The organism is Enhydrobacter sp. (assembly GCA_025808875.1).
Taxonomy (GTDB): Bacteria; Pseudomonadota; Alphaproteobacteria; order Reyranellales; family Reyranellaceae; genus Reyranella.
On record CP075528.1, the window covers coordinates 3,843,621 to 3,857,256 of the forward strand.

At 65.6% G+C, this 13,636-nt stretch carries 8 protein-coding genes, 1 tRNA gene and 1 rRNA gene; 2 read left to right on the forward strand and 8 right to left on the reverse strand.

Translation table 11 applies throughout. The annotated features are described in order from the left end of the window. Nucleotides 1-11: 11 nt before the first annotated feature. Nucleotides 12-488 carry a hypothetical protein gene (locus KIT25_19050; GenBank protein ID UYN98066.1) on the reverse strand — a complete coding sequence of 159 codons (477 nt, stop codon included), beginning with the start codon at nt 486-488 and terminating at the stop codon, nt 12-14. A 168-nt stretch (nt 489-656) separates the two neighbouring features. Here KIT25_19050 and KIT25_19055 point away from each other — a divergent pair, with 168 nt between their 5' ends. Beyond that, complete coding sequence (locus KIT25_19055) at nt 657-1,217, forward strand: flavin reductase family protein (protein ID UYN94125.1); 561 nt, start codon at nt 657-659, stop codon at nt 1,215-1,217. 96 nt (nt 1,218-1,313) lie between these two features. On the opposite strand, the gene radC is transcribed toward KIT25_19055, so the two are convergent. From radC to KIT25_19080, 5 genes are all read right to left on the reverse strand, one after another. Continuing rightward, nucleotides 1,314-1,994, reverse strand: a complete 681-nt coding sequence (radC, locus tag KIT25_19060) for a DNA repair protein RadC (GenBank protein ID UYN94126.1) — start codon at nt 1,992-1,994, stop codon at nt 1,314-1,316. A gap of 138 nt (nt 1,995-2,132) precedes the next feature. Next, complete coding sequence (locus KIT25_19065) at nt 2,133-3,068, reverse strand: DUF2493 domain-containing protein (GenBank protein UYN97988.1); 936 nt, start codon at nt 3,066-3,068, stop codon at nt 2,133-2,135. Between the two features lie 289 nt (nt 3,069-3,357). Further along, on the reverse strand, nt 3,358-4,407 hold the full coding sequence (locus KIT25_19070) for a toprim domain-containing protein (GenBank protein UYN94127.1): 1,050 nt from the start codon (nt 4,405-4,407) through the stop codon (nt 3,358-3,360). A gap of 10 nt (nt 4,408-4,417) precedes the next feature. Continuing rightward, on the reverse strand, nt 4,418-8,749 hold the full coding sequence (locus KIT25_19075; GenBank protein ID UYN94128.1) for a strawberry notch family protein: 4,332 nt from the start codon (nt 8,747-8,749) through the stop codon (nt 4,418-4,420). A gap of 210 nt (nt 8,750-8,959) precedes the next feature. Next, complete coding sequence (locus KIT25_19080; protein ID UYN94129.1) at nt 8,960-11,080, reverse strand: ParB/RepB/Spo0J family partition protein; 2,121 nt, start codon at nt 11,078-11,080, stop codon at nt 8,960-8,962. 636 nt (nt 11,081-11,716) lie between these two features. Here KIT25_19080 and KIT25_19085 point away from each other — a divergent pair. Then, nucleotides 11,717-13,408: a recombinase family protein gene (locus KIT25_19085; protein UYN97989.1), complete on the forward strand. Its 1,692-nt coding sequence runs from the start codon at nt 11,717-11,719 to the stop codon at nt 13,406-13,408. Here KIT25_19085 and KIT25_19090 read toward each other — a convergent pair. Together KIT25_19090 and rrf are read right to left on the reverse strand one after the other, a co-directional pair. Further along, a tRNA-Met gene (locus KIT25_19090) sits at nt 13,365-13,441 on the reverse strand. The genes KIT25_19085 and KIT25_19090 overlap by 44 nt on opposite strands. Before the next feature lie 56 nt (nt 13,442-13,497). Further along, nucleotides 13,498-13,612, reverse strand: a 5S ribosomal RNA gene (gene rrf / locus KIT25_19095). Nucleotides 13,613-13,636 lie beyond the last annotated feature (24 nt).

The following is a 13,636-nucleotide window of genomic DNA, read 5'->3' on the forward strand; positions in this document are numbered from 1 at the left end:
CGCAGAGAGCGTCAGTGACTCTGGTCGCGCAGCTGCCCGTCAGCAGGCGAGCAGGCGCCCCCGGTGCCCTGCCCGTCCGGCGGCAGGACAAACAACGCCATACGCGAGAAGGCAGTGCAGCCAGAGAGAACGGCGCCGACCACGGCGAATGCCGCCTGCCATCCGCTGCCGGGCATGCCGATGCCGGCCAAGGCAAACGACACCTGATAGCCGGCGATGGCTGCTGGCACGCCGTACACCAGACCGATAACGGAGCGGATTAGCGGAGTGCGGGTGGCAGCGAAGGCGAACTGTCCAAGCGCCAAGGCTGCGCCGCCCGCCACTAATCCGACAACGAGCGCACCAATGACACCGGCCCCGCTGTGAAACGCCTCCAACCCCGCGGTCAACCCAGCAAAGGTAGGAAGCGCGTAGATCGCGAGCGTGAACAGCAGCCAGCAGAAGAAGCCGAGGCCGACAATGCTGAGAGCGACACCGACAGCAAGCATTGGTGAGTCTCCGTGACCAAGGTCGAACGGTCGCGCCTTCCACCACCACCATGGCGCCACCGGATCTTATCAGGATTGAAAGTGGTCGAAGAGAGACTTTGGGTTGCAAATGAGAGACGCTAAACCTCATTGACTTCAAGTAACCGCATTCCAGCCCAGGGAGAGAAGATGGCGAGGCCCCGTCGCAAGACTGACCTGCCGGTTTCGGAGATCCGGCGCTACCTGGAACCTGGACCGATCGTGCTGGTCACATCGGCGCATGATGACGAGCGCAATATCATGACCATGGGCTGGCACACGGTGATGGAATTCACGCCTTCCCTGGTCGGATGCGTGATCGCCAGCGGCAATCACAGTTTCGGCCTGATCCGACGCAGCAAGGGGTGCGTGATCAACCTTCCAACCACGGCGCTCACCGACCAGGTGGTCGGTGTCGGCAACACGTCAGGAGCGGAGATCGACAAGTTCGAGACGTTCAAGCTGACCCCGCAAAAGGCGCAGGAGGTCAATGCGTCGCTGATCGCCGAATGCCATGCCAACTTCGAATGCCGGCTGGCGGACGGCAGCCTGATCTCGAAGTACAATTTCTTTATCTTCGAGGTCGTGAAGGCCCATGTGGCGGCTTCGCCGAAGCATCCCGAGACGCTGCACTATACCGGTGACGGCGTGTTCATGGTCTCCGGCAAGATCATCAGCCGCAGGTCACAGTTCCGTCCGGGAATGCTGTAGGCCGGCACGAAAGAGGGTTGTCCCGATGAACGGGCGGCGCTTCAGGCGCCGCCCGAGCTGAAGCGAGAGCGCCGCCGTCCCTGACTCCGGTCTAGACTAGAGCAGTCCAAGTGACCGGAAGGAGGCATGGGCCCCGTGCCCGATCACGACATGGTCGTGCAGTTCAATCTCGAGAACATTCGAGGCCGCTTTCAGTTCGCGCGTCATCGCGATGTCGTCCCGGGACGGCTTGGGATCGCCGGACGGATGATTGTGGACAACGATGAGAGCGGAGGCATTGAGGATCAAGGCGCGCTTGATGACCTCACGCGGGTAAACCGGCGCGTGATTGACGGTGCCGCGCTGCTGCACCTCGTCGGCGATGAGACTGTTCTTGCGATCAAGGAACAGAATTCGGAACTGCTCGACCTGCTCGTAAGCCATTGCCGTCTGCAGGTAGGCAATCAGCGCCTGCCAATTGGTGAGGACGGGACGGCGGCACACCTCGGCTCTGGCCATGCGGCAGGCGATCTCGCGGACCAAGCGAAACGCGGCGATGTCGTGGCCTGTCAATCCGAATGCGCGAAGCTGCACTGCTTCGGCGGTGACTACGTGCCCGATGCTGGGAAAGTGCTGCAAGAGGGCGGACGCGCACGCTTTGCTTTGCGGTGACGCCAGCAATCCAGCGAGCAGGTCCTGCTCTGCCGTCTCTGCCGACGGCAAAACGGCAAGATTGCCACTCATGATTGGCTCTTGGCGCGGCGACGCGGATGCAGAAGGCAAAGATGATGCGGACATGGATCTTGTTCCGGAGAGCAGGAAGGGGCGAGCCGCCGGCCCGCTCTCTCTGAAGACCCAACGGCTCACCCGCTCGGGGCCCGCCTCTTGCTCTTGCGAGCCCGGCGATCCGCCGTCGGCAAGGAGAAGAGGTGGCGCTCACGCGCCACCCGAACCGAAGCGCCAGACCGGAATGCCGAGCTTGCGCGCCTTGTCGGCGAGGTTCTCTTGGATGCCGGAGCCCGGGAACACGATGACGCCGATCGGCAGGACCTCCAGGATCTGGTCGTTGCGCTTGAAGGGAGCTGCCTTGGCGTGGCGCGTCCAATCCGGCTTGAACGGGATGTGCGTCACCTTGCGGGTATCGGCCCAGCGGGCGGCGATGCGTTCGGCGCCGGTCGGAGAGCCACCGTGCAGCAGGACCATGTCGGGATGCTTGGCGCGGACCTTGTCCAAGGTGCCCCAGATCAGGCGATGATCGTTGAAGTCGGCGCCGCCCGTGAAGGCGATCTTGGGTCCGGCCGGCACCAGCAGCTCGCTCTCTGCCCGGCGGCGAGCGGCGAGGAATTCCCGGCTGTCGATCATCGCGGCGGTGAGAGCCCGGTGATTGACCATCGACCCGGTGCGCGGCCGCCAGGCTGAGCCAGTGTGGGCTTCGAAGCGCTCGGCCGCCTGGTCGCGAAAGAGCTCAATGGCGTTGCGGCGTTCGATCAGCGTCAGCCCCTGGGCGGTGAGCCGCTCCAGCTCGACCGAGCGGACCTCCGAGCCGTTCTGCTCGCGCTGACTGCGCTGCTGGTCCCGCTCGTTATTGTCGAGCTCACGCTCGATGCGGTCGACGGCGCGGTGGAACAGGTTGACGGTCGACCACAGCAGGCCCTCGAGATCGGGCTCGAGGCGGGTGTCGGTCAGCGTCGCGACGAACGCGTCGAAGATGTCGACCACGGCGCCGGTGATGGCGTTGGCTTCCGGCAGTGGCCGGGGATCGGGCTCGTCCTCGAAGGGACGGTGGCCATGGAGCTGCAGCTCGGTGAGGACGTGATCGGTCGGGGAGGATGCGTGCACGGGCTCGAATTCGGTGTCGCGGTCGGTCGCCATGATGATGTCCTTTGTCGGATCGGCCGCGCCCATCGCGGCCTTCGTGGCGATCACTCCGACGGCAGGCCGGCCGGGCCGGCACCGCTTGCGGCCGGAGCGCAGCGGAGGACGGCGGGACAAGGCTTTCTTGCCTCGCGAGGAATGCCGGCGAAGCCGGCAGGGGAAGAAAGCCGCAGGACCGCCGTTGCCGGACCGGCCGGCCTGCCGTCCGATCGCCCCTAGAAGGCCGGGGCGCGGCTCCGCCGATCCGAAGGCTATCCCGGCGACCGACGGGGCCAGGCGCGAGCCGTCATGCTCCCTTCCCGGCCATCGCCGAAGACATGAAGCGCGCCATGTCCTGCGACGCGAGCTGTGGAAGCAACGAGGCCCGGAACCCGTCGATGCCAAGGCGGCGAAGATCCTCGTTGAGGTCGTCGAAAGCAGGCGACAGGCCGAGCATCTCGATCCCAGCGGCCTCTGCGCGTCGTCCCAGGCTGGCCATCGCGGCGTCGCCGGCCGGATCGCGGTCGAGGATGACGTAGAGACGGCGCAATGTCGGAGGAAACAGCAGCGCAGCAAGGTGGTTGGCGGAGGTTGCTGCGACCAGCTGCAGGGTGGGCAAGACACCGCGCAACGACAGCACGGTCTCGATCCCCTCGCCGGCCGCCATCACGTCGCTCGCCGCTCCGAAGCGGATGCCATGCCCCAGGACCTGGCCCATGGACCGGCGCGGCGCATCGATCGGTGCCTTGCCGTGACCCGAGCGACCGAGCCAAATGCGATGCACGCCAGTGATCCTGCCGCCAAGGTCGGTGACTGCGGCGATCAAAGCAGGCCAAGTCTCGGTCGGGCTGTCCTCGTCGCGGCGGTAGTAGCAGCGCGGATGGAAGCGGAGCGGATCGCCTTGAGGCACAGTCGTGATGCCGCGACTGTGCAGGTAGGTCTGCGCCAAGGTCCCTGCGATCGGGCGCGACATGGCATAGAGACGTCGCGCGGACTCAGGCGAGCCGCGAGGCGTAGGAAGTCGATCCTGCCGGGCAGCGATCCGGTCCGGCGGCAAGGCGAGGAACGTGCGCGCCTCGTCCAGCGTATCGCGAAGGCGATCAAGACCACGATTGAGGGCGATCAGGTCCAGAAGATCGCCATGCTCGCCGGTCGCGGCGTCGGTCCACTTGCCGGCGGCGCCCTTGCCATGGTCCGGCCCGCTCAAGCGGACGAACAGGCTGCGGCCCTTCGTGTTGGCGACATCGCCGACCAGCCAGTAGCGACCCTCTCGATGGCCGTTGGAAAGATAGTGGCGGCACACGGCTTCGGCATTGCGCGCGAGACGGCGGGCCAGGTCCGCGGCGTGCGACGGCATTGCTGCCTCCTCACGCCGCGGTCCGATCGGCGATGCGCACGATCGGGTAGCGGTCCATCAACGCCGCCAGGATCTCGGGGCCATTGGCACTCGTCGGCACGAACAGCCGGAGCTTCCAGCTAATGATCTCGGAGATCAGCCCCATCGCCTTCAGGCGATCGACCATGCCGTCGGTGAAGCCGCAGAGCTCCACTCGATAAAGACCCATCACCCTGGCGCGGCGAAGGCTGAGCCCGTCCTGCAACTCGAGGATGGTCCGACCGTCGAGCACGGCAGCCCAGGTATCCGCCGGGGTGATGCTGACGGCCTCGACATTGACGGCCTGCGCCACCCACGCCGGAGAGACCAGGCGGCCGATGACGCGCTCTCCCGCGTCGGTCTGCAGGCGATAGACCCGCATGGAGTCGTCCGGCAGGCGCTTCCAGATTGGCAGCAGCAGGCCGGTGACGATGTGAAGGTCGGTCTCGGTGAAAGCGGGAACCTCAGCGAATTCCCGCTCCCAGGCTTGGGCAAAGCCCGCCCGATCGACCCGTTCCCAGTGCGTCTGGTCCAGAGCCGCCAGTGAGATGGCCGTCCGCTCCATCGGGCGCAGCAGACGGACGCGTCGCTCGACCTCGCCGTCGTCCAGCATGACGCTGGGCGCCGGGACCTGCACGGCGGCGCGGCCCGACTGGCTGTTGACCAGCAGGACCGCGCGCGGATCGTCGGCACGCTCCAGCGCCTCGGCCAAGGTGAACGGTCGATTGCGCTCGCGCCGGCGGATGGTGAACACCTGCGTCTCAGCGGCAGTCTGCGGATGGACGTAAAGCGCGCGTCGGTCGGTGACGACCAGGCTCTCGGCGGTCAGTGTCTCGACGCCGACATCGTAGGTCCCGGAGGACTGCGCCCCCTCGATCTTCGCCCGCAGAAGATCCTCGAACACGCCGAACAGCGTGTTCTGCAACTCGATGGTGAGCGCCAGCAGCCGGTTGAGGAAGGTCGTGATCGGCGGCAGCTCCTCGCGCAGGCTGCCATCCTGGTCGGTTAGATGAAGCCCAGTGGCCGCCTGGAAAGCCGCAAGCGAACAGCCATCGACCTTTCCAGCGAACAGCAGCAGGTAGAGCTGGCGCAGGGCCGCCCGGCCGTACGGCGATTCGAGATTGTCATCGGCCCGGAACAGGCCCTGGCCGCCGGTCTGGCGCTGGCCTTTGGTGATGGCGCCCAGCGTGTCGAGCCGGCGGGCGATGGTCGACAGGAAGCGCTTCTCGGCCTTCACGTCGGTGGCGATCGGCCGAAACAGCGGCGGCTGGGCCTGGTTGGTGCGGTTGCTTCGCCCCAGGCCCTGGATGGCAGTGTCGGCCTTCCAGCCGGCCTCCAGCAGGTAGTGGACGCGCAGGCGCTGGTTCCGGGCCGCAAGGTCGGCATGGTAGGAGCGGCCGGTGCCGCCGGCATCGCTGAACACCAGGATGCGCTTGTCGTCGTCCATGAAGGCCTGCGCCTCCGCGAGGTTGGCGGAGCCTGGCCGGTTCTCGACGCAGAGCCGGTCGCCCTTGCGGACGATCCGCCGCGACCGTCCGGTCACCTCCGCGACCAGGTCGGTGCCGAAGCGCTGCACGATCTGATCGAGCGCGCCCTGGACAGGAGCGAGCGAGGCCAGCCGCTCGATCAAGCGATCGCGGCGATCGACGGCGTCGCGGCACTGCACGGGCTGGCCGTCGCGATAGACCGGCCGGGAGGAGAGGTTGCCCTCGCCGTCGGTGAAGGGCTCGAACAGCTGGGTCGGGAAGCTGTGCGCCAGGTAGTCGAGCACGTACTCGCGCGGCGTGATGTCGACCTGGACGTCGCCCCACTCTTCAGTCGGGATGTCGGCAAGCCGCCGCTCCATCAGGGCCTCGCCGGTCGACACGATCTGCACGACGGCGGCATGGCCGGCCTCGAGATCGCGCTCGATGGCCCGGATCAGGGTCGGCGTCTTCATCGAGGTAATGAGGTGCGAGAAGAAGCGCTGCTTGGCCGACTCGAAGGCCGACCGTGCCGAGGACTTTGCCTGCGCATTGAGGGTGCCGCGCTCGCCCGTGACGTTGGCCGCTTGCAGGGCGGCATCGAGGTTGTTGTGGATGATCTGAAAGGCGCCGGCATAGGCGTCGTAGATGCGGACCTGCTCGGGCGTAAGCGCATGCTCGACCAGCTCGTACTCGACACCCTCGTAGGAGAGGGACCGCGCCGCATAGAGGCCGAGTGCCTTCAGATCGCGGGCCAGTACCTCCATCGCGGCAACGCCGCCGGCCTCAATGGCCTGCACGAACTCAGCGCGGGTGGCGAACGGAAAGTCCTCGCCACCCCACAGCCCGAGCCGCTGGGCATAGGCGAGGTTTTGCACGGTGGTGGCGCCCGTGGCCGACACGTACACGACGCGGGCGTTGGCCAGCGCATGCTGGAGGCGCAGCCCGGCGCGGCCCTGCTGCGAAGGCGCCTGGTCGCCGCGTTCGGCCTTGCCGCCGGCGGCATTCGCCATGGCATGGCTTTCGTCGAACACGATCACTCCGTCGAAGTCCGATCCCAGCCAATCGACGATCTGCTGGACCCGCGAAACCCTTTCCTCGCGTGCGTCGGTCCGTAGCGTGGCGTAGGTGGCAAAAAGGATGCCCTGCTCCAGGCGGATCGGCGTGCCCTGGCGGAAGCGCGCGAGCGGCGTGACCAGCAGGCGCTCCATCCCCAGTGCCGACCAGTCGCGCTGCGCGTCCTCGATCAGCTTGTCGGACTTCGAGATCCACACCGCGCGGCGTCGGCCCTGCAGCCAGTTGTCTAAAATGATGCCGGCGACTTGGCGGCCCTTGCCGGCACCGGTGCCGTCGCCCAGCATCCAGCCGCGCCGAAAGCGGACGGCGTTCTCGGCGTCATCGGGCGCCGCCGACACGACGTCGAAGGTCTCGTCCACTGTCCAAGATCCGGCAAGGTGGCCGCAGTGCGCTTCGCCGGCATAGATGACGCTCTCGAGCTGCGCGTCTGACAGGAGCCCATCGGTGACGACGCTGGCCGGCAGACGTGGCCGATAGGTCGGCTTGGGTGGCGCGACCGACGCCATGGCCGCCGACTGCACGAGACGTGTCGGATGCATCTGCGCACCGGCAATCCGAATCGACTGCGCCTCGTATCCCTCATACAGCGCCTCGGTGAGACGACCGCCCTCGCTGGGCTTCCAGTCGACCGTCTCGTAGGCCAGCTCGACGCCATTGGGCTCGAATGCTGCCGGCATGATGGACGCTGGCCGGGATAGAGGAACATGCTTGGCACGAAGCGGGACAGGTCGAGTGTTTGCCCGCACGGCTTCGACGCTGTCGACCTTCAGGCGTGGCGGGACGTGCTGCAGCACCCAGGAGAGCAACGTCGCCACATCGGAGGCCATGCCCGGTGACGTCGGGAACGATCTCGGATCATCGGCGGGTACGCGATCGATGACGGTGAGGCGGATCTCGACTGTCGTGCCCTGACGGGCATAGACACGCCCATCGATTGCAGCCGAGAACACAATGCGGCCGCGCTCCTGCAGCTGGATGAAGTCATTGCGCCAGGTTGGATGGTCCGGCGAGAGACCGGCGCCGGTGATTGCAACCAGGCGGCCACCCTCGACGACGCGGGCCAACGCGGAAGTGACATGGCGCAGGGCGGCGTCGGCAACCGGCCCCCGGACGTGAGCCGCGGCCGAGAACGGCGGGTTCATCAGCACGACGCTCGGCCGCACGGCATCGTCGAGATGATCGTGGATATGGGCTGCGTCGTGCCGCGTGACCGCATTCCTCGGAAAGAGCTGCCCGAGCAGAGCCGCGCGGCCCTCCGCCAGCTCGTTCAGGGCCAGTCCGCTGCCGGCAAGCTCGGAGAAGACAGCAAGCAGGCCTGTGCCAGCCGACGGCTCGAGGACGAGATCGACCGGGGTGATCGAGGCCGCGCTGGCAGCGACATATCCCAGCGCAAGCGGCGTCGAGAATTGCTGCCGCGCCTGACTCTCCTCGGAGCGTCGCGTATGGGTGGGAAGAAGTGCGGCGATCCTGCCCAGCATGGACAGTTCTGCCGCCGCAGATCCAGCCCTCGACCGGATGACCGGACCGAACTTGCGCATGAACAGCACGGTCGCCGCCTCGCAGGCGTCGTAGGCGGTCTTCCAGTCCCAGGCGCCGGCAGCATCGGAGCCGCCGAAGGCGCGCTCCATGGCCGCGCGCAGGATGGCCGCATCGATGCGACGGCCGCGTTCGAGATCAAGGAGAAGGTGATGCGCGGCAGCGAAGATGCCGGCGGACGAATCGGTTGACGTGCAGGCAAGCGAGCTCAGCGGCGCAGGCATGGCCGAAAGGGAAAGCTTCGACATGAAGGAGACCTCGGGAGAGCGGGAACGGTCCGAACCGGAAGGCGCTCTCTCTTGACCCCACCGGCTCAAATCCGTCCCGGCCGTGCTCTCCCTCTCGGGCATCGGATGTGAGGACGCCCTCAATAGGAAAAGCCCGGCACGGCGGCCGGGCTTATCCGTCGATTGATTGCGAGAAGCGGGGGCAGCCGAAGCCGCCCCACGCGTCGCCAGCTATTCAGCAGCGATGGGATGTCGGTCCGATTCTTCTACCGCGGGAGTCTGCCCTTCCTCATCGTCAAGAAAGGCCGGCAGTTCCTCGAGGGTCGTAGTCGAACTGTCCGATGCGCCTGCGCTGTCGGCGAGCCGCAGCGGTTCAGGCAGCCAGCCCGTGCCATCGAGCAACCGCTCAGCCTCCTTCGCCATCTCGCCCTTCTTCAGATGGTCGATGAGCTGCGCGGACTGGTCGCCCTTGGCCTCCCGCACCGCCTTGAGGATGCGGGGCTTGGTGACGCGGCCGAGATAGTTGTCGATCGTCGGCCGCCAGCCGGCTTCCACCATGTCGAGACCGACGGCGCGGGCCAGCCGGTCGGCCTGGGCGATGCGCTGCTGCACGCCGTGCGCCGAGACGCCCGGGCCGCCGTAACGGTCGCCCTTCTCATAAAGAGCGTTCACCCCGAACGAGACGCAATGCGCCAGCAGTGCGCCGCGGCGGCTGTCGTCGAGCGCGGCGAGCCAATCCCACAGCGCGTCGTCATCCTTGGGCAGCTCGGCTTGCCAAGCCTCGTGGCGCTCGGCCACCGCCGCAGCGGACGGGCTGTCCTTCAGGTTGGTGGCCTGGACGGGAAAGAACACGTGCCGCACCGACGCCTCCAGGCAGGCGCCGGGGGCGCTGTGCTGGAACGTGTCGAGGCAGAGCTTGTGCAGCAGTGCCGTCAGGGCAGCCTGCGGATTCCTCGCGACCGCGTCCCGCAGCGCGAGCGTGCGGTGAGCCGTCAATTCGCCCAAGAGCCGTTCCGGCAGCGGCTTGATGGTGTCGTCGTCACTGTCGTCCTCCGATTGGTCGCCGCCGATAGTGATGACGGTGCGTTGCGCAGGAGCGGCAGGCGCAGTTTCACCCGATCCGCCGGTCTCGCCCTCTGTCGGGCCTTCGCTGCCGACCGGCATCGGCTCGTCCTCCGGCCGGACATAGCCGCGATCAGCGGCAAGGCGTCCGTCCGCATCGATGCTGACGAAGACGCCGGCGCGCGTGATCTCGGCCGGCTCGTAGCGGACCGGACGAGTCTCGAAGACGGTCAGAGCTTCCTCGATCTCGCCCAAGCGGGCATCGACCTCGTTCGGCAACTCGTCGGCGCCTGCGTACTCGCTCTCAAGCTTCGCCTGCTCGGCGGTCAGCGCGTCGAACGTCGCCTGTTCGTTGGGCGCAAGTTCGACCACCGTGCCGTCGAGCCGCCGGAGGTGACTAGCATGGCCGTACCGGAAATCGACAGCCACCTCGATCCACTTCCAGCCTTCGGCGGCGATCTTCTCGGCCTCGGCCGCAAGCTTCTCGGTTACCAGGCGATCGAGCAGCGCCACGTCTTGGAGCCAGCCGCCACCATCATCTTCGAACAGGTCCCGCAGGACCGTGCCACCCGCTGCCTCATAAACATCGAGTCCGACGAACCGCGCCCGACGGTCCGTGGCGCGCACGGCACTCTCGGTGATTTGGCGTCGGATGAAGTAGGGCTCCTTGTCGTAGGACCGCTGCAATGCCTCCCAGACCTGCTCCTGCCGGGTGTGGTCGCTGGTGACGGTGAAGGCCATCAGCTGCTCCAGGGTCATGCCGTCCTCGGCATAGATTCCGAGCAGCTTCTCGGAGACAGATACCAGGCGCAGCCGCTGCTTCACCACGGCCGGGGCAACGAAGAAGCGGGCGGCGATCTCCTCTTCGCCGGCACCCTGGTCGCGCAGCGTCTTGAAGGCGCGCAACTGGTCCAGCGGATGCAGGGCGACGCGCTGGACATTCTCGGCCAGCGAATCCTCTTCCGCCGAGTTCTCGACCGCGGGATCGCGCACGATGCAGGGGATCGGCGCCGTCTTCGACAGACGCTTCTGCTTTACCAGCCGCTCGAGAGCGCGGTAGCGGCGGCCGCCGGCCGGAATTTCGAACATGCCGGTCTCGGCGCCCTTAGTATCGAGGACCGGCCGAACGTTGAGGCTCTGCAGCAGCCCGCGCCGGGCTATGTCCTCGGCGAGGTCCTCGATCGAGACGCCGGCCTTCAGGCGCCGCACGTTCGACTGGCTGAGCACCAGCGTGTTGAAGGGGATGTCGCGCGAGGCGCTAAGGGTGATCTTCTGAACGGCTTTTGCCATGATAGACACTCCGCGACGGACGGCCGGGAGACTTTCTCTCGGCCTGGAAATCCGTCACGGAAAGCGGCGCAGCCCTCTCACTCTCCTGGCATTCAAAGTGATCTCCTCACAGCGTTGAGCGCGCCTAGGAGGGGGCAGCATATCGATCGCTCGGAAGACGGGACTCGTCCGGTCTCCGGCTGAACCTGGAATCGTTGGACAGGCGTGGAGAACGAAAACGGTGAGCAACACCGAAACGGGCAAGTCATTGTGCGACGCTGGAGCGCTCACCGGCCCGCCAGCATACGCCAATGAACGCCCTGGCAGCCTAAACGACGCCAATGGCACACCAACGATTCGAATTGCCCGAAACGGTTGCAATGCCGAGTCTGCTGTCCCGACTGATGATCTTGACCATGTGCGATGGTACCATGCGAAAGACGACTGGACGGCAGCCGGAGGAATTTACTCCGTTTCACGAGACGGGATTGACCCTCGCGTCGCGTTGCGGCGATGGACCGGATCCGCGTCTCGTGGAACTGGTCCGCATCCTGGCGAGACGAGCGGCGCGCCGCTGGTATGCGCAGCAGCTGGAGGGGCAAAGTCGAGCGGAGGAGGCAGATTCGCCTCCAGTTTGATCACGGTGGAGGTGATTAGGTGAAGGTCGCGATCTATGCCCGCTATTCGACCGACAACCAGCGAGTCGCGTCTATCGCCGATCAGTTCCGCGTTTGCCTTAGCCACGCCGAGAAACAAGGCTGGTCGGTCGTCGAGCAGTACTCCGACCAGGCGATCAGCGGTTCAACGCTCATTCTCCGACCGGGCATCCAAGCGCTGATCAGAGATGCGCTGGCCGGGCGATTTCAGTTCGTGCTGGCCGAGGCACTGGATCGGCTGAGCCGAGATCAGGAGGACATCGCCGGCCTCTACAAGCGCCTTCGGTTCTCCGGCGTCCAGATTGCGACCCTTGCCGAGGGTGAGATCTCGGAGCTGCATGTCGGCCTCAAGGGCACGATGAACGCCCTGTTCCTCAAAGATCTGGCCGACAAGACGCGACGCGGACTGCGCGGTCGCGTCGAAGACGGCAAGTCGGGAGGGGGCAACAGCTATGGCTATGACGTCGTCGTACAGCTGACCGCGGGCGGCGAACCGATGCGTGGTAATCGCACCATCAACAAGGTCGAAGCCGAGATCGTTCGACGCATTTTTAGCAGCTACGCCGCCGGAAAGTCGGCAAAGCGGATCGCCCTGGAACTCAATCGTGAGGGCGTGGCTGCCCCCAGCGGAGGGGCTTGGGGCTTCAGCACAATAAACGGCAATCCCAAGCGCGGCACCGGCATCCTCAACAACGAGATGTATGTCGGCCGGATCGTCTGGAACCGACAGCGCTTCATGAAGGATCCCGATACCGGCAAGCGCGTGTCGCGGCTCAATCCACAAGAGGAATGGATCATCAAGGACGTGCCAGATCTTCGGATCATCACCGACGAGCTCTGGCAGGCAACGAAGCTGCGTCAACAGGCCGTCAAAGTGATGCGCACAACCGACGGCCAGGAGGCTGAGAATCACTTCCGGGATCGGCGGCGGCCCAAATACCTGTTCTCAGGCCTGACGCAGTGCGGCTGCTGCGGTGGCGGCTATACGATGATCTCCGCCGATCTCGTTGGCTGCGCGACCGCGCGCAACAAGGGCACGTGCTCGAACCGCCTTAACATCCGCCGAGATCGGATCGAGGCCCGTGTGCTCACGGCATTGCGTGACCGACTCATGGATCCCGCATTGTTCGCGGCATTCTGCGACGAATATACACGAGAGGTGAATCGAGCCCGAATCGAGGCGCGGGCTACGCTTGAGGCCGCTCGAGGAGAATTGGAGCGTATCGACAGGGAACTCAAGAAACTGATCCAAGCGATCACAGATGGCGTACCCGGCGCGACCCTCAAGGATCAGTTTATTGAACGCGAAGAGCGCAAGGCCGAGCTAACAACGCTTCTTGCAACGGCAGAAGAGCCGCCGACCCTCCTTCATCCCAGCATGGCTACCTACTACCGCGAACAGGTTACCCATCTTCACACGGCACTTCGGGAAGAGACTGAAGAGAAGCGATTGGAAGCCGGCGAAGTCCTGCGTTCGCTCGTGCAACGGATCGTCCTCACGCCGGAAAACGGCGAACTCAAGATCGAGTTGATCGGCGATCTGGCCGGCATCCTGACGATCGCAGTGAAGGGAGAAGGACCGTCGCAGACACAAAAAAGCCGCCCTGGTAGGGCGGCTGTTCTGTCCAACTTGGCTTCGCAAGTTGAGATGGTTGCGGGGGCAGGATTTGAACCTACGACCTTCAGGTTATGAGCCTGACGAGCTACCGGGCTGCTCCACCCCGCGTCGAAATCCTGCGCGTGCGTCGTCGTCGATCGGAAGAGGATCTTCGCGCTTGGAAGACCTGGCAGCGACCTACTCTCCCGTGTCTTGAGACACAGTACCATCGGCGCTGAGGGTTTTCACGGCCGAGTTCGGAATGGGATCGGGTGTTCACCCCTCGCTACTGCCACCAGGTCGTCGAAGCGCGAAGAAGGATCT

Coding starts and splice junctions, on each gene's coding strand:
- KIT25_19050 (UYN98066.1), bottom strand. CDS start 488: ATGCTTGCTGTCGGTGTCGCTCTCAGCATTGTCGGCCTCGGCTTCTTC.
- KIT25_19055 (UYN94125.1), top strand. CDS start 657: ATGGCGAGGCCCCGTCGCAAGACTGACCTGCCGGTTTCGGAGATCCGG.
- radC (UYN94126.1), bottom strand. CDS start 1,994: ATGTCCGCATCATCTTTGCCTTCTGCATCCGCGTCGCCGCGCCAAGAG.
- KIT25_19065 (UYN97988.1), bottom strand. CDS start 3,068: ATGGCGACCGACCGCGACACCGAATTCGAGCCCGTGCACGCATCCTCC.
- KIT25_19070 (UYN94127.1), bottom strand. CDS start 4,407: ATGCCGTCGCACGCCGCGGACCTGGCCCGCCGTCTCGCGCGCAATGCC.
- KIT25_19075 (UYN94128.1), bottom strand. CDS start 8,749: ATGTCGAAGCTTTCCCTTTCGGCCATGCCTGCGCCGCTGAGCTCGCTT.
- KIT25_19080 (UYN94129.1), bottom strand. CDS start 11,080: ATGGCAAAAGCCGTTCAGAAGATCACCCTTAGCGCCTCGCGCGACATC.